The sequence below is a fragment of the Sphingomonadaceae bacterium OTU29LAMAA1 genome, from assembly GCA_024072375.1.
In the GTDB taxonomy this organism is placed as follows: domain Bacteria; phylum Pseudomonadota; class Alphaproteobacteria; order Sphingomonadales; family Sphingomonadaceae; genus Sphingomonas.
Genome location: CP099617.1, coordinates 1682697 through 1702255 on the forward strand (window position 1 = coordinate 1682697; position 19559 = coordinate 1702255).

Here is a 19559-nt window from a genome sequence, read left to right on the forward strand (position 1 = left end):
GCAATTCCCGTTTCGGCACGGCGGTGGCTGCCGTTAATGGCTGGTGCCCCGCCGGCGGTGTGCGGCAAGGGCGGAGATGCCGGGGGGCACGTTTTTTAACGCGAATCGAAATATTTGGCATCGTGATGTTGCATCCCCCCGCCCCCTGCGATCCGACCACGTCGGCCGAGCGTATCCATACGCTCGACGTCCTGCGCGGAATAGCGATCTGCGGCATCCTGCTGATGAACATCCACGGCATGGGCGATGTCGCCGATTATCCGCTGACCCATTTTCCGGCCGCATGGAACCTCGAATGGGTAAGCTGGGGTATCCAGACGCTGTTCGTGCAGGGCGCGATGCGCGGCCTGTTCACGCTGCTGTTCGGGGCAAGCATGGTCATCATGCTACGCCGGGCGGAGGGCACCGGCGCTTCGGCACGCCCGCTGGACGTCTGGGCGCGGCGGTGCATCGCGCTGATGGGGTTCGGCGTGGTGCAATGGCTGGTCTTCCTGTGGCCGGGCGAGATCCTGTGGAATTACGGGATCAGCGGCCTGTTCCTGCTGGCGTTCCGCTCCGCACGCCCGCGAACGCTGCTGATCGCGGCGGCGCTGCTGACCGCCGGCCTTGCCGCCAACGGCGCATTCTGGACGCATCAGCAGGTCGTACAGCTGGAACAGGGCGACGCCGCCGCCACGCGGCTGCAAGCGGGTCAGCCGGTGACGAGCGACGATCGTGACGCGATCGCTGCCGAACGCGCTCACCGCAGCAGCATCCGCTTGACCGCCGTCGAGCGTGCCGAGCGCATCCGGCAGCGCACGCATCTGTTGTCGCTGCTCCACTGGAGCGGTGGCTATTGGATGCGCGAGAACCTGACCATCACCGGCTGGGTCGATATCGGCGAGAGCATCAGCTTCATGCTGATCGGCATGGCGCTGTTCCGGCTCGGCATCCTGACCGGCGCGGCATCCACCGGGACCTATCGGCGATTGCTGCTCTATGGCTATGCGGGCGGGCTGCTGCTGCGCGGCCTGCACGTCGCCCTGATGGCGCGCACCGGCTTCGACATGGGATCGCCGCTCGCGCCCGGCTGGGAATGGGTCTTGGCGGAGGCATCGTTCGAACCCGCACGCCTGCTCGTGACGCTGGGCCATGTCGGCCTGGCCGTGCTGCTGTTCCGCGGCGGGTTGTTCGGGCAAGCCGTCACGCTGCGGGCATTGGGGCGGATGACGCTGTCGGTCTATTGCCTGCAATCCATCCTCGGCGCGGCGATCTTCTACGTCGGCGGCTATGTCGGAATGCTGTCGCTGCCGCAGCTATGGCTGGTCGCGGCAGCGATCTGGGCGATCTCGGCCCTGGTGTGTCGCTGGTGGCTCGCCACGCACGCGATGGGACCGGCGGAGACGCTGCTGCGCACCATCGCTTACGGCAGCCCCGACGCCAGGGTCCATCCCGTACCCCTGTAAAGGCGCGGGATGGACCCCGGATCACTCGGCGGTGTCGCCGGGCGTCCGGCTACCCGGAAAATAGCCCAGATGCGGCGGCTGGTTGTAGGCGGTGTTCTGCCACGCCACGCCCATGCGATAGATGGGATCGTGCATCAGCGTCACCAGCCGGTGCGTCGTCGGATAGGGAGTGACATAGATCCGCAATTCGCGATTGTCCGCGGATCGCCACATCACCTCCTCGCGCCAGTCCCCCAGAATGTCCGCCTGCAACGCCGGGTTCGACTTGGTGCCGTTGTTCGATGCGACATCGTCGGGATGCAGCAACGGTATCGCGCTGCCGGTCCGCCAGTCCCATTTGCTGACGGTCGTGCCGTCGAGCAATTCCTGCAACAAATCGCCGTCCCAATAGAGCGCGAAGTTGGTCTGGCGTGGCGCCGGTCCGATCGCATTGCCCTTGACGTCGAACAGCTCGCGGCTGTTCGATCCCCAGAATTCCGCACCGACGTAGCGCGGATCGAGGTCGGCGGCGACGCCGCGGCCGGTGTCCTTCTCGGCGGGCTTGCTCCACAACACCTGACCCGTCCGCGCATCGAGCAGGGCCGATCCGATCTGGCCGTTGCGACGGATCTCCTCGTGCACGCCCCATTTCTCCAGACCCGGCCGCCCGGGATCGAGGTCGGCGACGTGCATCGCGTCGCCATGATACAGCGGCTGCGTCCACAGCCCCTTGCCATTGTCGTCGATCGCCATCGATCCGTAGATCACCTCGTCGCGACCATCCGCATCGACGTCGGCGATGCTGAGTTCGTGGTTGCCGCGGCTCGCATAATCGGCGTTTCCCGGCGCCGCGCTGTCGAACGTCCAGCGCCTGGTCAGCTTGCCGCCACGATAGTCGTACGCCGCGACCACCGTTCGCGCGTAATAACCGCGGCCGAAGATCATGCTCGGCAGCGTGCCGTCGAGATAGGCGACGCCCGCGAGGAAACGGTCCGACCGGTTGCCGTAACCGTCCCCCCAGGTGTCGCGCAGCTGTTCGAACGTCGGATTGCCGCCCGGAAACCGCGGCGGATCATAGGGTGCGCTCGCCAGGGCGCGGCCGGTCCTCCCCTCGAACACCGTCAGATATTCCGGGCCTTTCAGGATGCGGCCCTGCAGGCGCGCAACCTTCGTGCCGTCGGGGAGCAGCGTGGCCCCGGTGCGATCGGGTTGTGGCACCTCGCCGACATGACCGCGCCAGTCGGCCTTCGCATCGCCGATGGCCCTGCCCGTCCCGTCGACGGTGCCGTCGGCGGTCTTCACCGCGATCTCCGCCCGGCCGTCGCCATCGAAGTCGAAGACCTGGTACTGGGTATAATGCGCCCCAGCCCGAATATTGCGGCCGAGGTCGATCCGCCACAACCGCTTGCCCGCCAGCGTATACGCGTCGAGCAGCACGTTGCCCGTATAGCCCGCCTGACTGTTGTCATGGCTGTTGGTCGGGTCCCATTTCAGCACCACCTCGTACCGGCCGTCACCGTCGAGGTCGCCGACCGACGCGTCGTTGGCGGTGTAGGTATAGGCCTGTCCGTCCGGCGTGGTGCCCCCCGACGGCGGCGTCAGCGGGATCGACAGATAGCCGCGCGGCAGCATCAGGGCCGGCTTGCTCGTCGCAGCCGCGCCGCGCACACCGATCGCCTTGATCGTATAGCGGCTGGTGGCACTGCCCTGCGCATCGACGAACGATGTCGCGCCGCTCACCGCAGCCGGGTTGATCTTGCGACCGTCGCGGTAGACGTCGAACCCGAGCCCTTTCGGGTCGGTAGCAAGCAGCCGCCAGCTGATCAGCCAGCCGCCATCCTTGGCGGGTGCCGCGACGACACCGCGATCCAGCGTCTCCAGTACGCGTCCGGGCGCCGCGGCGGCGATCGCGCCACCGGGCATCGACAGCGATCCGGCCAGCAGGGCCGCCAGCATGCCATTGCGATTGATGACCTTCATGATCTTCTCCCATAACCGTTTCGTCGGTGCATCACGATCCGGCGAATCCGCATTGTCTCAATAATCATGATTGCATTTCAAATTTTGGCAACATAGGAACGGAACTCTGGCCCAGTATATGGACACGGGCAGGACGGCATGAAACGCCGCCGATGACGGTAACAGCCGCATCGTACTGGAGGGGACGCATGATGACATTGCCATTGCCGCGAACCGATCGATCCGCGCCGCACGCCAGCGTGCCCGCCGCCGGACCGCATCCCGCCGGGTAACGCCCGTATCTGGAACACGTCACACCACATCAGCATGGGGCGATTGCGACACGCAACGCCCACAGGCCGCTCCACGCGGCATCCAAGGGGAGATACGATATGACCATCAGCCGAGGCACCCGCCGCACGCTCGCGACCACCTCCGCGCTCGCCATCGCGCTGGGCTGCGCGATCGCACCCGCCGGCGCCCAGACGACCAACGGTCAGGCGCCCGCGCCGGGCGCGCGCCCGGAAACGGCCCCGCCGGAAGACCGCAACATCGCGCCGTCGTCTGCGGCCGTCGAGCCGAAGGCAGCAGCGGAAACCCCGGCCGCCAATCCCCCGGTGCAGGACGCCGCACAGGCCGCTCCCGCCGCACAGGATGCAGCACAGGCCAGCCCCGAAGCCTCGCCCGAAGACATCCTGGTCGTCGGCACCCGCGCCTCGCTGCAATCGGCCATCGCCCGCAAGCGCAACGCCGGCACCGTCGTCGACTCGATCGTCGCCGACGACATCGCCAGCTTCCCCGACAAGAACATTGGCGATTCGCTGTCGCGCGTCACCGGCGTGCAGCTGAGCCGCGATTTTGGTGAAGGCACGCAGGTATCGATCCGCGGCGTCGAACCGGACCTCAACCGCGTCGAGATCAACGGCGTCAGCCAGGTGTCCGCAACGGGCACCCGCGCCGGCGACTTCCGCGAGCTCGCGACCGAGCTGGTCAAGTCGATCGACGTCTACAAAGGTTATTCGGTCGACCTGACCGAGGGCGGCATCGGCGGCACTGTGTCGGTCGAAACGCGCAAGCCGCTGGAACTGAAGAAGCCCCTCGGGACGCTCGTCTTCTCCGAACAGCATCTCGACACCACGCAGGACTGGCGTCCGCGTGGCACGCTGGTGCTGGGCACCCCGAGCCTGTTCACCGACCGCCTCGGCGTCCTGCTGAACGTAACCTATGACGACAAGACGACGCGTCAGGATTATATCAGCAACACCAACTTCAACCGCTTTGCCGATTTCGATCGTACGGATCAGAAGACGGTAGCGAACTCGACGTATTCGGCATTCAACACCTATGGCAGCTGCGCGGGCGTCACGGGCACCACCGCGGCATCCGCGACGGCCAATCGCCTCGCCTGCGAAACCCAGTTCTTCGACTGGATCCCGTCGACGGTCCGTTATCGTAATCTTGTCCGCCGCGACAAGCGCATCTCGGCCGACTTTACGGCGCAGTATGAATTCACCAACAACTTCCGCGTGTTCGGCGAAGCACAGGTAAACAACCGCAACCAGCGACTGTCGGACACCAACTATGCCATCGATACGTCGCGGTTCGAACGCTTCCAGACCGACGCGCCACTCGCCGCCAATGCGTCCGGCGGCACCTCGCGTCCGCAGATCACGCGCGGCACCGCTACGGTGGACGAGAATCACGTCGTCACCAGCTGGACCAACGCGCTCAACTCGGTGAACATCGGCACCGCGGCGGCCCCCAATTTCAACGGGTCGAGCAACATCCTCAGCGTTCAGCGCCGCGATTTCGACTATGATCAGAAGTCCAAGTATTTCCTCGGCGGCTTCGACTGGAATGTCGATCGCATGCAGATGAAGGGCCTGATTTCCAAGGCGACGGCACGCACGATCAACAACACCAATCTGGTGTCCTATTCGACTGGCGTAGGCGGCATTGCGGTTGATCGCCGCAATGATCTCGGCCTGCCGGTCTTCATCTATCCGAGCGCGATCAACCCCGCCGATCCCAGCATCTATGCCGACTTCAATCGTCCCGGTAATGCGGGGCAGGCGGGACCGACGGTTCAGTACCGGCCGCAGGATTTCAACAACTCCGAATTCCAGTTGAAGCTCGATGTCGACTATGAAGTCGAAGCTGGTCCGCTGAAGAGCATTGAATACGGCGGTCAATACCGCGAGCAGAAGTTCCTGAACTACACCAACGGCGGCTTCCGCCTTCTGTCCGCGCCGGGCGTTACGCCACTGGTCTATCAGACGGACAACAACCAGTCGTTCACCACCACGATCGACCGCGTAAATGCGCAGGTGCCGGTGCGACGGAACGGCAACAACTTCAACATTACACAGGCCGAATATCAGCAGCTGATCGCCGGCAACAGCGGTATCAGCGGCGGTGCACCGCTGTTCACCGGTCTCAGCGTCGTTCCCGAAAGTGCCCCCAGCCGGATTGCGGTGCCTCTGTTCAATCAGGCGGTACTGGAGCGATATTACGACTTGTCGCGTTTCAATCAGGACACCGTGCGCTTCGCCGATGGCTTGCCGCAGATCCCGAACATCAAGATCGATGAGAACATCACCGCCGCCTATCTGAAGTTCAATCTCGATAGCGAAGTGCTCGGCATGCACCTGACCGGCAACGGCGGTATCCGCTATCTCAAGACGACGGATACCGGCACCGGCACCAACGTCAGCCGCATCACCCGGCGGAACGCGGCGAACACGGCCAACGAAACCGTCGTGCTGGCGGCACAGCAGTTGTCGCTGAAGAACAGCTACACCGACTGGCTGCCGGCGTTCAATCTCGCGCTGGAGATCACGCCGAACCTCGTCGCGCGCGCGAACTGGGCCAAGAACCTCGCACGCCCAAGGCCGACCGATCTGGTGCCGAACATCAACTGCCTCGACGACGTTACGATCGCGGCGGCGGACGACACCTGCACCGCGGGCAATCCGAACCTCGTCCCCTATCGCGCCGACCAGTGGGAAGTGAACCTCGCCTGGTATCCCAACCGCGATACGTTGCTGAGCCTCGGCTATTACAAGAAATACGAGAAGAGCTTCGTGGTGCCGAACGTCACCCGTTCGGGTGTCGACCTGTTCGGCGATGGCCTGCTCTACACCGTGCGCCAGCCGGTCAACGGCTTCGGCGCCCTCCTCGACGGTATCGAGGCGAGCGCGCAGACCGCCTTCACCTTCCTGCCCAAGCCGTTCGACGGGTTCGGCGCGTCGGGCAACGTCACGTGGGCGCGCGCGATCCGCACCAACCTGACCAATTCGGCGACCGGTTTGCCGCTCGACGAATATCCCGGCCTTTCGAAGTGGACGTATAACGCCAGCATCTTCTACGATAAGGGCTTCCTGAATGCCCGCATGAGCTACAACTACCGTTCCGACTGGCTGGTCACTGTCGCTGACGCGAACAACGGCAACCTGCCGATTTATCGTCAGGCCGAAGGCTATCTGGACGGCAAGGTGACCTTCCGCTTCCCGGAATGGCATTACAGCATCTTCATGGAGATGCAGAATATCGGGAAGGAATATTCCCGTTCGTATGTCAAAGGCATCGGGACGCAGGAAGTCTACTATCCCGGCCAGCGGTTCTTTGCCGGTTTCCAGCTTAAGTTCTGACCCGTTCCTCCCCCTCGGCCGGTCGTCGCTGCTGCGGCGGCCGGTCGCTTGTTACATTGCCAGGATGTAAGAAGGAGTCCTAAGGAGTGGACATGAGCACTACGGCAATGATCGACAAACCCGACGCCCCCAATCTGGCTGGCGGTTCGGTTGGCGCGGGCAGCCAGACGCTGATGCGCGGGCTCGACCTGATCGAGGCTGTCAGTCACGAAGTGCTGACGTTGAGCGAACTCGCGACGAGGCTCGACCTCACCAAGAGCACGACCCACCGGCTGCTGTCCGCGCTGGTCGATCGCGGCTACCTCGCCTTCACCCCGCGTGCCGGTTACCGGCTGGGGCCGAAGCTGCTGCTGCTCGGCACGCTGGCGCAGGCCCAGGCCGATCTGGTGCAAGTCGCGCGCCCGCATCTCGAGGAACTCGCCGCCTCGACCGAGGATACCGTGCACCTCGGCGTGTTCGACGGCGATTTCGCGCTCTACCTCGACAAGGTGCCGGGCCGGCGCCGCATCACCATCTCCAGCCGTGTCGGCGATCGCCAGCCGCTCAGTTCGACCGGACTCGGCAAGGCGCTGATGATCGACTCGCCTCCCGCCTATTGGGACGAGCGCTTCGCCGCGGATCAGGCGGCGGGATCGATGAAAGCGGACGCCGCGGTCTGGCGGGAGCGGATGGAAGGCTATGCCGCCTGCGGCCGCGCCTTCGACCTCGAGGAGAACGAGGACCAGATCCGCTGCGTCGCCGCACCGATTCGCGATGCCGCCCGCAAGATCGTCGGCGCCATCAGCGTGTCCACCGCCGCGCAATATATGAGCGACGATCGCATGACCGCGCTGTCCGACGAAGTCCGCGCCACCGCAGACGCGATCAGCCACGAACTCGGCTTCGAGCCGTCCACCGACTGAAGACCCAAGGAGAATAGGATGTTGCTCGAAGGCAAGACCGTGCTGGTCACCGGCGCGTCGGCCGGCATCGGCCGCGCCGTGGCGATCGGCTGCGCGAAGCACGGTGCGAACGTCGCGCTGAACTTCAGCCGCGACGTCGACGGCGCCAACGCCGCCGTCGCCGAGATCGAGGCGCTGGGCCGCAAGGGCATCGCGGTGCAGGGCGACGTGTCCGATCCTGCCACCGCGACCGATTTCGTCGGCAGGGCGGTGGCGGCGCTGGGCCGCGTCGACGTGTTCGTCAACAATGCCGGCATCTGCCCCTTCCACGCCTTTCTCGACATGCCGGTCGAGACGTTCGAGCGGACGATGAAGGTCAATCTGCACGGCGCCTATTTCATGGTTCAGGCGGCGGCGAACCAGATGGTGAAACAGGGCGACGGCGGCTCGATCATCGCAATGTCGTCGATCTCGGCGCTGGTCGGCGGCGAATACCAGACGCATTACACCCCGACCAAGGCGGGCCTGCATTCGCTGATGCAGTCCGTCGCGATCGCACTCGGCAAGCACGGCATCCGCTGCAACTCGCTGTTCCCCGGCACGATCCTGACCGACATCAACAAGGACGATCTCGCCGATCAGGGGAAGCGTTCGTACATGGAAGGGCGCATCCCGCTCGGTCGCCTGGGACAGCCGGAGGACCTCGTCGGGCCGACCGTCTTCCTCGCGTCGGACCTGTCGCAATATGTCACCGGCGCTTCGCTGCTGGTCGACGGCGGCGCCTACGTGAACCTGCAATAGGCAACATGGTGGTGCCGGCGCTCACCAAATCCCAGCCGTCACCCCGGACTCGTTCCGGGGTCCACCGTACCGCGAGGGAATCCCTCGCGGACGAGTGGATGCCGGAACAAGTCCGGCATGACGAGTGTGCGTGGTGACGATGCCGGTGACACGCAGGGACGTGGGGATCGCACTCGCCACCATCCTCCTCCCCTTTCCCGCTCACGCCGCGACGATGATCGACATCCGCGACCACGGCGCGAAGGGCGACGGCAAGGCGCTCGACTCCCCCGCGATCAACGCCGCCATCTCCGCCGCGGCATCGCGCCCGCAAGGCGGCACCGTCACCATCCCCGCCGGCCGCTACCGCTGCTACTCGATCCGCCTGCGCAGCCGCGTCACCATCGTGCTGGCCAAGGGCGCGGTGATCGAGGCCGCGACCGGCACGGGTTACGACCTGCCGGAAGACAACGGCGAGCAACTCTACCAGGACTTCGGCCACAGCCATTGGCGCAACAGCCTGATCTGGGGCGAGGATGTCGAGGACGTCGCGATCACCGGCCCCGGCCTGATTTACGGCCTCGGCCTCACCCGCGACGGCCCCGGCGCACGCTGGAAGGCACAGACCGGCGAACGCCCGCTGTCGATGCGCCAGATGACCGCAGCGGAGATCGCGAAACTCGAACCCGACGCCACCCGCATGAACGGCCTCGGCAACAAGGCCATCGCGCTGAAGAACGGGCGTAACATCCGCCTGTCCGGCTTCACGATGCACCAATGCGGCCACTTCGCCATCCTCGCGACCGGCACGCGGGGCCTGCACATCCACGACCTGTCGATCGATACCGATCGCGACGGCATCGACCTCGATTGCGTCGCCGACACGATTGTCGAACGCTGCCGGGTCAACACGCCCAATGACGACGCGATCGTTATCAAGAGCAGCTTCGCCCTCGGCCGCGCCATCCCGGCGGAAAATGTCGTCGTGCGTCACTGCGCGGTCAGCGGCTACGACCTCGGCACGATGCTCGACGGCACCGGCCGCACGACGCAAATCCTCGCCCCCGATCGCGACCGCCCCACCGGGCGCATCAAGCTCGGCACCGAGAGCAACGGCGGCTATCGCAACATCCTTATCGAGGATTGCACCTTCCACCATTGCCGCGGCCTCGCGCTGGAGACGGTCGATGGCGGCGTCATGGAGAACGTCGTCGCGCGCCGGCTGACGATGCGCGACATCACCACCGCGCCCCTGTTCCTGCGCATCGGCGACCGCCGCCGCGGCCCCGCCGGCACCGGTGTTGGGGCGATCCGGGGCGTGCTGATCGAACAGGTCGACGCCAGCGGCATCGATCATCGCTTCGCCGCCATCATCGCCGGCCTGCCCGATCGCCCCGTCGAGAACGTCCGCCTCAAGGACATAAGCCTCACCTACGCCGGCGGCGGCACCGCCGCGGACGCCGCCCGCCGGCCGGAGGAACTCGCCACGGCATACCCTGAACCGAGCATGTTCGGCGTCACCCCGGCGTGGGGCCTGTGGGTCCGTCACGCGCGCGGACTGGTGATCGTCGGCCTGACGCTCGACACCGCCACGCCCGACGCCCGCCCGCCATTCCGGGTCGAGGATGCGACCGACCTGCGTGTCACGAACACACCACTCTGGCGCGCTTACCGTTTGACGGCGACCGGATAACGGCTTACCAAATCCTACATACCAATTCCATATAATGGTCTGGAGGGGTTTCGTGTCGATCCACGCATTCAAGATGCAGCTGAAGCCCGGCGTCATCGACGAATATCGCCGCCGCCACGACGAAATCTGGCCCGAACTGTCGACGCTGCTCACCGACAGCGGCATCCATGACTATTCGATCTTCCTCGACGAAGTCACGCTGTCGCTGTTCGCGGTGCTCAAGCTGGCCGAGGACAACGACCGCGACGCGCTGCCCGACCATCCGGTGATGAAGCGCTGGTGGGATTACATGGCCCCGCTGATGGAGGTCGAGCCGGACAACCGCCCGGTCGAAACCCCGTTGCCGATGATCTTCCACCATGATTAAGCGCACTGCGGGCGGGATGCTCGCCTTCCTGCTCGCCACCACCGCGCACGCGCAGGTCGCCAAACCCACCGAAAACCTCGCCGCGCCGGTGAAAACCTTCGGCCGCGTTAGCTACGACGCGCGCTCGCTGATGATCGATGGGAAGCGCCAGGTGATCTGGTCCGCCGAATTCCATCCCTTTCGCCTACCCAGCCCCGACCTGTGGCGCGACGTCCTGCAAAAGCTGAAGGCGAGCGGCTTCAACACCGTCGCGATCTACTTCGACTGGGGCTATCACAGCCCGAAACAGGGTGTGTACGACTTCACCGGCATCCGCGACATGGACCGCGTCCTGCGCGAGGCGGCGGAAGAGGGCCTGTACGTCATTACCCGCGCCGGCCCGTACGTGAACGCGGAGCTGTCGCGCGGCGGCTTCCCCGGATGGCTGGTCAACCAGCGCGGCCGCGCCCGCACCGACGATCCCGCCTATATGGCGGCGGCCGACGAATGGCTGACCCGGATCGACGCGATCATCGCCCGCCACCAGATCAACAATGGTGGGACGGTCATCCTCCACCAGATCGAGAACGAGCTGGCCCTCACCACCCCGGCGCAGCGCCGTTACATGGACCACCTTTACGCCAAGGCGCGCGGCGACGGCATCACCGTGCCGCTGTTCCACAACGATCAGGGCCGCAACGGCTATTGGGTGCCAGAGAGCAGCAAGGTCGAGAACGTCGTCCACGGCCCCAACGACCTCTACGCCTTCGACGGCTATCCCGGCGGCACCTGCACCGTGGCTGGCAAGCCGACGCGCGGATCGGCCGCACCCGACTGGGGTTATTACGGCCCCGGCGGCGCCAAGGGCGGCGCCTCGGCCTCGCCGGACACGCCCGCATTCCTCGCCGAATTCGGCGGCGGCTGGTTCGATTACTGGGGATCGAACGGCGGCTACGAATGCAACGCGATCCAGCGCGGCAAGCGTTTCCAGCGCGTATTCTACGGCACCAATCTCGCCAACGGCATCGACATCCAGAGCGTCTACATGGGATATGGCGGCACCAGCTGGGGCTGGCTCCCGGCCCCGGTGGTGTTCACCAGCTACGATTACGGCTCCGCGATCTCGGAACCGCGTGAGCTGCGCGCGAAGGCGGAGGAGATGAAGCAACTGGGCGGCCTGATCGCCACCGTCCCCGACCTCGCCGGCATGGTCCCGGCGGGCGAGCCGGTCGTGTCGTCGCCCAACGTACAGGTCTATCACGATAAAAGCCCGGAGACCGACGCGCGCTTCCTGATGGTGACGCACAAGCCGTCGAACGGCAGCACCGACGATCGCTTCACGATCACCGCCGACCTGCCCGACGGCCGCTACACCTTCCCTGCCGCCGAGCCGATGCGCCTCAACGGCTTCGACGCCAAGTGGCTGGTCGCGGGTGTGAATGTCGGCAAGCAGCGGCTGGTCTATTCGACGTCCGAGCTACAGGCGGCGCTGTCCGCCGACGGCAACGACCTGATGCTGCTCTACGGCCGCGCCGGCGAAAACGGCGAGACGGTGCTGCGCTACGCCTCCGCTCCACAGGTCCGCGTGCTCGAAGGACAGGCGACCAGCCAGTTCGACGCAGCGAAGGGCGACCTGCGCCTCAACTACCCGCACCAGGGCCGCGCCGTCGTGCGGATCGAGGGCGGCGGCCGTCCGCCGCTGACGCTGATCCTCGCCGACGAGGCTGAGGCAGTCCGCTACTGGCGACAAGGTCCCGCCCTCGTCCGCGGCCCGGCGCTCGTCCGTAGCGTGACGGCGAAGGGCGGCACGTTGACGCTCACCGGCGACACGCGCGAAAACACCCCGCTCGAGCTCTGGGCACCGGCAGCGATCAGGTCGGTCCGCTGGAACGGCACCGCCGTCGTCACCAGAACCACGCCGATCGGCAGCCGTATCTCCACCCGCCCGCTTGCCGGCCCCGCCGCCGTCACGTTGCCATCGCTGACGTGGCGTGCCGCCTACGGCTCGCCCGAGACGCAGCCCGGCTTCGACGACAGCACATGGCAAGCGGCCGAGGGCAAGCCCTACGCCAGCATCACCGCGCGTCCCGATGGCCAGCCCAATCTGTCGATGGACGCCTACGGCTTCCACGACGGCGACGTCTGGTATCGCGGCCGCTTCACCGGCACGCCCGACGCGAAGCAGATCGCGCTCTACTACGGCGCAGGCGGCTCCGGTATGGTGCAGGTATGGGTTGATGGCCAGTTCGTCGGCCAGCACGAGCTGCCCGGCGGCCTCCCCCGCCCGATCACCACCGGCACCGCCCGCTTCGACCTGCCCGCCAGCGTCCAGGGTGGCGGCGAGCATGTCGTCAGCATCATGGTCCGCAACAACGGCCACAACTGGGATCTCGACAGCGACGACGCGCACAAGGAAGCGCGCGGGCTGATCTCCGCGTCGATCGAAGCCCCCGGCGGCCGCAGCTTCGCCGTGCCTATTGCATGGAAGATTCAGGGCAAGCAGGGCGGCGAGGATCTGCCCGATCCTGCCCGCGGCGTCGCCAACAACGGCGGCCAGTTCGGCGAACGCAATGGCTGGCACCTGCCCGGCTTCGACGACGCCAAGTGGCAGGCCGCACCTGCCAGCGTGCAGCCGGGGACGACATGGTATCGCACCCGCTTCGACCTCGCGCTGCCCAAGGGTCAGGACACGACGGTCGCCGTCGCGTTCGGCGATACGACGACACCGCGTTCCGTCGCCAGATACCGCGCATTGCTGTTCGTCAACGGCTGGAACATGGGCCAGTTCATCGCCCATGTCGGTCCGCAGCGCGTCTTCCCGATCCCGGAAGGCATCCTCAACCACCATGGCGCGAACACCATCGCGCTGGCGGTCACCTCCGACGGCGCACCCGGCGACGTACTGGAGCCGGTCAGGCTGGTCGAGATGCGCTCGGTCAAGGGCGGCCTGCCGGTGACGATGGTCGCCGCGCCGCAAAGCCCGGCGCCGCCGAAATGACCGCGATCACGCGCCGCACGCTCGGGCTCGGGGTCGCCGCCGCCGGTGTCGCTGGCCTTGCCCCCGCACGCGCCGCCGCGACCCGCCCGTGGCCCTATCTGCTCGGCGCGGACGTATCGTGGCTGCCCGAGGACGAGGCCGCCGGCGCGACCTATTTCGCCGATGGCAAACAGCGCGATCCGCTCACGATCCTGCGCGATGCCGGCTTCAACGCGATCAAGCTGCGCCTGTTCGTCGATCCGGCCAACGGCTATTCGAAGGGCAAGCCCGGCGGCCCGTGGTGCGACATCGCACAGACGGTCGCGTTCGGTCGCCGCATCAAGCAGGCCGGCTTCCACTTCTCGCTGACGCTGCACTATTCCGACACCTGGGCCGATCCGCAGCATCAGGACAAGCCCGCCGCCTGGGCGACGCTGCCCTTCGCGAAGCTGGTCGATGCCGTCCACCGCCACACCGTCGACGCGCTCACCGCGCTGAAGCGGGGCAACGCCTACCCCGACCTCGTCGTGATCGGCAACGAGACGACGTTCGGCATGCTGTGGCCCGACGGTCGCGTGCCGCTGACCATCCCGACCGGCAATCCACAAACCGATGCGGTGCACATGAACGTACCCGGCGCGGGCGGCTACGACCGATTCGCGGCGCTGCTGAAGGCCGGGATCGCCGGCGCGCGGGAGAGCACGCCCGACGCGAAGGTCGCGGTCCACAACCATCTCGGCCGGCACTGGCCGATCGTCCGCCACTGGATGGACCAGTTGATCGAGCGTGGCGTCCGCTTCGACGCGACCGGCTTCTCCTGCTACCAGCAGGCGGCACAGGGCGATTGGCAGCGAACGTTCGACGGCTTCACCAAAGCCTATCCGGACCACGGCTTCCTCGCGCTCGAATATTCGTCGCGCAAGCGCTACGTCAACGACCTCGTCCATGCCCAGCCGAACGGCTGGGGCAGCTTCATCTGGGAACCGACGCGGCATCAGGAGGCGATCTTTACCCGCGGCGGCATCAACGCCGGCGAAGGGCCGAAGCCCGACCTGCTCTCGCAAGGCATCAATGCGGCGGAAGCACCGGGCGCAGCACCCGCGCCCGCCGGCCCGAAGCCCCCGGAACACCACGGCGGCCGCTACGACGCCGATCCCGCCTTCCTCGACCTCTACCGACAGATGGGGCGCGATTATGCCGCCACCCCGTTCAAGCCCAGGAGACACTAATTGGCCGCCCTCACCCACGACATTCCCCGGCAGGAGGTCACCGCCGCCATCGCCAAGCTGATGGACAACCTCGTCAACATCAAGGACGAGACCGGCGAGTTCCTGCTCCATCTGGAGGATGGCCGCATCATCGACACCAAGGGCTGGGCCGGCTGGGAATGGACCCACGGCGTCGGCCTGTTCGGCATGTGGCGCTATTACGAACAGACCGGCGACACGGCCGCGCTGGCGATCATCAAGCAATGGTTCGAGGATCGCTTCGCCGAGGGCACGCCGACCAAGAACATCAACACCGTCGCGCCGTTCATCACGCTCGCCTACCTCTACGAACACGAGCCGGACCCGCGCTACATCCCCTATCTCGACACCTGGGCCGAATGGCTGATGGCGCCGGACGGCCTGCCCAAGACCGAAGAGGGCGGGTTCCAGCACATCGTCTACAACGACGAGAATCCGGGCGAGATGTGGGACGACACGCTGATGATGTCGGTGCTGCCGCTCGCCAAGATCGGCCTGCTGCTGAACCGCCCGCAGTACATCGAGGAGGCGAAGCGCCAGTTCCTCGTCCACATCAAGTATTTGTTCGACAAGAAGACCGGCCTGTGGTTCCACGGCTGGGACTTCAACGGCCGACACAATTTCGCCGAGGCGCTGTGGGCGCGCGGCAATTGCTGGGTGACGATCGCGATCCCCGAGATCATCGAGATCCTCGACCTGCCGCAGGGCGATGCGCTGCGCATGTTCCTGATCGACACGCTCGAGGCGCAGGTGAAGACCCTCGCCGAGACGCAGGATGCGGACACGGGCCTGTGGCACACGCTGATCATGGACCCGTCGAGCTACCTCGAAGCCTCGGCCACCGCCGGCTTCGCCTATGGCATCCTGAAGGGCGTGCGTAAGGGCTATCTGCCGCGCCATTACGAGGCGGTCGGCATCAAGGCGGTCCGCGGCGTCCTCGCCAACATCGACGAGGCGGGCGAACTGAAACAGGTCAGCTTCGGCACCGCGATGGGTGACACGCAGCAATTCTACAAGGACATCGCCCTCACCTCGATGCCCTACGGCCAGAGCCTCGCGATGGTCGCCCTCGGCGAATTCCTGCGCACGTACATCTGACACGAACATAAGCCCCTCCCCTTCAGGGGAGGGCACCTCAATTTCTCCCCTCCCCTTCAGGGGAGGGGCTGGGGGTGGGGGATGTCTCACCGAGACCGACGCCCGCGGACAGGCCCCACCCCAACCCCTCCCCTGAAGAGGAGGGGCTAACAGGACACAGCACATGGCCACCGACCCCCCAAAGACCTTTGGCGCCGCCGCACCCGTTCTGCCAACCGCACCATCACGCCCGGTGCATTGGTACAACCTCCTCGCCTATGGCTCGAACGACGTCCTCGGCGCCGGCTCGATGGCGGTCATCTCGACGTGGATCCTGATCTTCTACACCAGCTTCTGCGGCCTTTCCGCGGTGCAGGCGACGATCATCTTCGGCGTGGCGCGGGTGCTCGATGCGTTCACCAGCCCGCTGATCGGCCATGTCTCTGACAATATCGGCCGGACGTGGCTGGGGCGGAAGTTCGGTCGCCGCCGCTTCTTCATCCTCGCCGCGATCCCCTTGCTGCCCTCGTTCGCGATCATGTGGGTCGCCGGGCAGAGCTTCTGGTATTACCTCGTCACCTACGTGTTGTTCGAGATGGTCTACGCCATGGAGATCATCCCGTACGAAACGCTCGCGTCGGAAATGGCGACCGATTACAAGACCAAGGCGAAGTTCGCCGGCGCGCGCATCCTGTGCGGCCAGTGTTCCGCGATCGCCGCGGCGTTCCTGCCGGCATGGCTGATCGCGTATCTCGGACCGGATTCACCCGACACCTACCTCTATATGGGCATCATCTTCTCCGCCCTGTTCATGGGTGCGGCGGGGCTGCTCTATACCTTCAGCTGGGAACGCCAGCGCCCGCCGGAACTCGCCGAGGCCGAAGTCCACGACAAGCCGACGCTGGGCGCGGCGTTCGCGGCACTGTACCGCAACCTGTTCTCGACCTTGCGTATCCGTGCGTTCCGGTTGCACCTCGGCATGTATCTGGGCGGCTATATCAGCCAAGACATCTATAACGCCGCCTTCACCTATTTCGTGATCTTCGCGCTTGCCGGTTCGACCGCGATCGTCGGGCAACTGGTCGGCGTCACCTATATCGTCCAGCTCGTCGCCGTCGTCCTCGCGATCAACTTCGCGCTGCGCCTGTCGCCGGCCGCCGCCTACCGCTTCGCCGCACTCAGCTTCGCGATCGGTGTGGTGATCTTCCTCGCCATGTACGCCGCCGGCTATACCGCGACATCGGCCTTGTTCTGGCTCCCGGTCGTGTTCGCCGGCCTCGGCCGCGGCGCGCTCAACTACATCCCGTGGGCAACCTACAATTATATGGCGGATGTCGACGAAATCGTCACCGGTCGCCGCCGCGAAGGCGCATTTGCCGGCGTCATGACCTTCGTCCGTAAAATGAGTCAGGCACTGGCCGTAATCCTCGTCGGGCAGGTGATGGGCGCGTCCGGCTTCGTGTCGAAGGCGACCACGCAAAGCCCGACCGCCATCGCCGCCATCGTCGGGGTGCTCGGCGCAGGTACATTGGCGATGCTGATCTTCGGATCGCTGGTATCGACCCGCTTCCGCCTCGACCCGCGCACCCACGCGATCCTGCTCGACGAGATCGAGCGCTTCCGCAGCGGCGAACGCCAGCCCGCCGATCCGGAACATGCCGCGGTGGTCGAGGATTTGTCCGGCTGGTCCTATGACCGCCTGTGGGGCAACAACCCGGTGGCCGGGGCGCAGCGGTAGGGACAACCGCTAGCGATTCGTCCGATACCTGATTCCGTCATCCCGGCGAACGCCGGGACCCATGGAGGCGCTGGGCTGGTGATAGGATGGAACCGCAGCGATCTGGCAGCCATGGGTCCCGGCGTTCGCCGGGATGACGGAGGGGATAGGGCAAGACGGACGGCCTTCACACCACTCGTCATCCCCGCGCAGGCGGGGATCCATAGTCGCGACCGTAGCGACGGAGCCGTGAGGCCAGCCAATATGGATCCCCGCCTACGCGGAGATGACGAAATGAAGGTATGGATTCCGCCGGTGCGGGATAGCGGACCTACGGCATGATCCTCGCCTGCGCAGAGACGACCTAATGGTCCCGCCATATCGAAGAAGGTGGGGAGCTTCTGTTGCCCGGTGCTCCCCGTACCGCTGGAATCCCTTCTGTTGCCCGGTGGGTCCAACCGCGTAATCTTGGTATAACGTCAGGCCGTTAGGCCATCAGTTACGCCGCAATCGCGAGTGCTTCGTTATCGTTGGCACTTGTGTAATGGGCCGTTGCGGTGGTCCCATTCCGAGCGAAAGACAGCGCATTTCAACACACGTCGATCCTAGTTCGGCCCCGTCATCGCATCTGATCGCTCAGCTGCGGTGGTGGAGCCGCCGGGTACTGCCCCCGGGTCCGCTGCGTCTATGCAACGCCGCCGTTTATCGCCATAGCCGGCTGGAAGCCGGCCCGTCCTATATAGGCGAGACGACAAGCGTCTGCAATCCGCGCCTTTCACTCGCCACATTATGCGCTCATACGGCGGCCATCATGTTGACCCAGCGTTCCCGCTACGCGCTGCGCGCGATGCTGTTCCTCGCCGAAGCACCCGCCGCCACCCCGCCCATCCCGATGGGCCGGATCGCGATCGCCGCGAACGTGCCGCGCAAGTTCCTCGAACTCATCCTCGCCGATCTGCGTGACGCCGGCCTGCTGGCTAGCACCCGCGGCAAGATGGGCGGCTACGTCCTCACCCGCCCCGCGCATCTGATTTCTCTGGGCGAGGTGATCCGCGTGATCGAAGGCCCGCTGGCGCTCGTTCCCTGCGTCAGCCGCACCGCCTATCGTCCCTGCAACGACTGCAAGAGCGAAGCCGATTGCGCCATCCGCCACGCGATGATGCGGGTTCGCGATGAGACGGCACGCATTCTCGATGGCACCAGCCTCGCCGATGCGACGGCGGAGCACCTCGTCGCTGCATAAGATACTCCTCCCCCGCCGGCACGGGGGAGAATCACAGGACATCAAACCCGCGGGCGCGCCTTCAGTTCGTCCCGGATTTCACGCAACAGCGTCACGTCCGCTGGCTCTACCGGCGCCGCAGCTGCCGGCACTTCCGGCTTCGGCATCAACCGGTTCACCGCTCGCACGATCATGAAGATGATGAAGGCGACGATCACGAAATTCGCCGCCTGCGTGATGAACTCGCCATAGCCCAGCAACGGCACTCCTGCCTTCTTCAGCGCAGCGTAATCCGAAAGCGAACCGCCGTAATTCGCGGGCACCGGTCCCATGCGCAGGAAATAGCCGGAAAAATCCAGTCCGCCGAAGATCTTGCCGATCACCGGCATGATCACGTCCTCGGTCAGCGACGTCACGATCTTGCCGAACGCCGCACCGATGATCACCGCCACGGCGAGGTCGAGCACGTTACCGCGCGCGATGAAGATCTTGAATTCCTTGAACATGATCGCCCGTCCCTCGTTACATGCCTGACGAACCGAGGTTAGGCGGCGAATAGCCCTTCGCCAAGCCCGATCACTGTCCT

13 protein-coding genes and 1 other RNA gene are annotated in these 19559 nt (G+C 65.6%); 11 read left to right on the forward strand and 3 right to left on the reverse strand.

The genetic code is table 11. The annotated features are described in order from the left end of the window. The first annotated feature begins 125 nt into the window (after positions 1-125). Positions 126-1445: a DUF418 domain-containing protein gene (locus NF699_08305; protein USU06646.1), complete on the forward strand. Its 1320-nt coding sequence runs from the start codon at positions 126-128 to the stop codon at positions 1443-1445. A gap of 21 nt (positions 1446-1466) precedes the next feature. On the opposite strand, the gene NF699_08310 is transcribed toward NF699_08305, so the two are convergent. Further along, the gene (locus NF699_08310; protein ID USU07034.1) at positions 1467-3347 is read right to left on the reverse strand and encodes a rhamnogalacturonan lyase; all 1881 of its coding nucleotides are present in this window, start codon (positions 3345-3347) and stop codon (positions 1467-1469) included. A gap of 428 nt (positions 3348-3775) precedes the next feature. On the opposite strand from NF699_08310, the gene NF699_08315 reads away from it, so the two are divergent. From NF699_08315 to NF699_08355, 9 genes are all read left to right on the forward strand, one after another. Further along, entirely contained in the window at positions 3776-7033 is a 3258-nt protein-coding gene (locus tag NF699_08315; GenBank protein ID USU06647.1) for a TonB-dependent receptor, read from the forward strand. Positions 7034-7140: 107 nt separating this feature from the next. Continuing rightward, positions 7141-7935, forward strand: coding sequence for an IclR family transcriptional regulator (locus NF699_08320; GenBank protein USU07035.1), 795 nt, complete (start codon positions 7141-7143; stop codon positions 7933-7935). Positions 7936-7953: 18 nt separating this feature from the next. Further along, the gene (locus NF699_08325; protein ID USU06648.1) at positions 7954-8715 is read left to right on the forward strand and encodes a glucose 1-dehydrogenase; all 762 of its coding nucleotides are present in this window, start codon (positions 7954-7956) and stop codon (positions 8713-8715) included. 214 nt (positions 8716-8929) lie between these two features. Next, a complete protein-coding gene (locus tag NF699_08330; protein ID USU07036.1) occupies positions 8930-10387 on the forward strand; it encodes a glycoside hydrolase family 28 protein in 1458 nt (485 codons plus the stop codon). A 52-nt stretch (positions 10388-10439) separates the two neighbouring features. Then, a complete protein-coding gene (rhaM, locus tag NF699_08335) occupies positions 10440-10754 on the forward strand; it encodes an L-rhamnose mutarotase (protein ID USU06649.1) in 315 nt (104 codons plus the stop codon). Beyond that, the gene (locus tag NF699_08340; GenBank protein USU06650.1) at positions 10747-13731 is read left to right on the forward strand and encodes a beta-galactosidase; all 2985 of its coding nucleotides are present in this window, start codon (positions 10747-10749) and stop codon (positions 13729-13731) included. Before rhaM ends, NF699_08340 begins: the two co-directional genes overlap by 8 nt. Further along, positions 13728-14939, forward strand: a complete 1212-nt coding sequence (locus NF699_08345; GenBank protein ID USU06651.1) for an arabinogalactan endo-1,4-beta-galactosidase — start codon at positions 13728-13730, stop codon at positions 14937-14939. The genes NF699_08340 and NF699_08345 overlap by 4 nt, the downstream gene beginning before the upstream one ends. Further along, positions 14940-16055: a glycoside hydrolase family 88 protein gene (locus NF699_08350; GenBank protein USU06652.1), complete on the forward strand. Its 1116-nt coding sequence runs from the start codon at positions 14940-14942 to the stop codon at positions 16053-16055. It abuts the gene before it with no gap. Between the two features lie 163 nt (positions 16056-16218). Next, complete coding sequence (locus tag NF699_08355) at positions 16219-17772, forward strand: MFS transporter (protein ID USU06653.1); 1554 nt, start codon at positions 16219-16221, stop codon at positions 17770-17772. Positions 17773-18140: 368 nt separating this feature from the next. Here NF699_08355 and ssrA read toward each other — a convergent pair. Further along, positions 18141-18520, reverse strand: a transfer-messenger RNA (tmRNA) gene (ssrA, locus tag NF699_08360). Between the two features lie 42 nt (positions 18521-18562). Here ssrA and NF699_08365 point away from each other — a divergent pair. Beyond that, positions 18563-18994, forward strand: coding sequence for an Rrf2 family transcriptional regulator (locus NF699_08365; protein USU06654.1), 432 nt, complete (start codon positions 18563-18565; stop codon positions 18992-18994). Positions 18995-19035: 41 nt separating this feature from the next. Here NF699_08365 and mscL read toward each other — a convergent pair whose 3' ends face one another. After that, entirely contained in the window at positions 19036-19479 is a 444-nt protein-coding gene (mscL, locus tag NF699_08370) for a large conductance mechanosensitive channel protein MscL (protein ID USU06655.1), read from the reverse strand. Between the last annotated feature and the right edge of the window lie 80 nt (positions 19480-19559).

What these genes read in the sequence shown, in the direction of transcription:
- NF699_08305 (USU06646.1), top strand. Translation starts at nt 126, where the DNA reads ATGTTGCATCCCCCCGCCCCCTGCGATCCGACCACGTCGGCCGAGCGT.
- NF699_08310 (USU07034.1), bottom strand. Translation starts at nt 3,347, where the DNA reads ATGCCCGGTGGCGCGATCGCCGCCGCGGCGCCCGGACGCGTACTGGAG.
- NF699_08315 (USU06647.1), top strand. Translation starts at nt 3,776, where the DNA reads ATGACCATCAGCCGAGGCACCCGCCGCACGCTCGCGACCACCTCCGCG.
- NF699_08320 (USU07035.1), top strand. Translation starts at nt 7,141, where the DNA reads ATGATCGACAAACCCGACGCCCCCAATCTGGCTGGCGGTTCGGTTGGC.
- NF699_08325 (USU06648.1), top strand. Translation starts at nt 7,954, where the DNA reads ATGTTGCTCGAAGGCAAGACCGTGCTGGTCACCGGCGCGTCGGCCGGC.
- NF699_08330 (USU07036.1), top strand. Translation starts at nt 8,930, where the DNA reads ATGATCGACATCCGCGACCACGGCGCGAAGGGCGACGGCAAGGCGCTC.
- NF699_08340 (USU06650.1), top strand. Translation starts at nt 10,747, where the DNA reads ATGATTAAGCGCACTGCGGGCGGGATGCTCGCCTTCCTGCTCGCCACC.
- NF699_08345 (USU06651.1), top strand. Translation starts at nt 13,728, where the DNA reads ATGACCGCGATCACGCGCCGCACGCTCGGGCTCGGGGTCGCCGCCGCC.
- NF699_08355 (USU06653.1), top strand. Translation starts at nt 16,219, where the DNA reads ATGGCCACCGACCCCCCAAAGACCTTTGGCGCCGCCGCACCCGTTCTG.
- NF699_08365 (USU06654.1), top strand. Translation starts at nt 18,563, where the DNA reads ATGTTGACCCAGCGTTCCCGCTACGCGCTGCGCGCGATGCTGTTCCTC.
- mscL (USU06655.1), bottom strand. Translation starts at nt 19,479, where the DNA reads ATGTTCAAGGAATTCAAGATCTTCATCGCGCGCGGTAACGTGCTCGAC.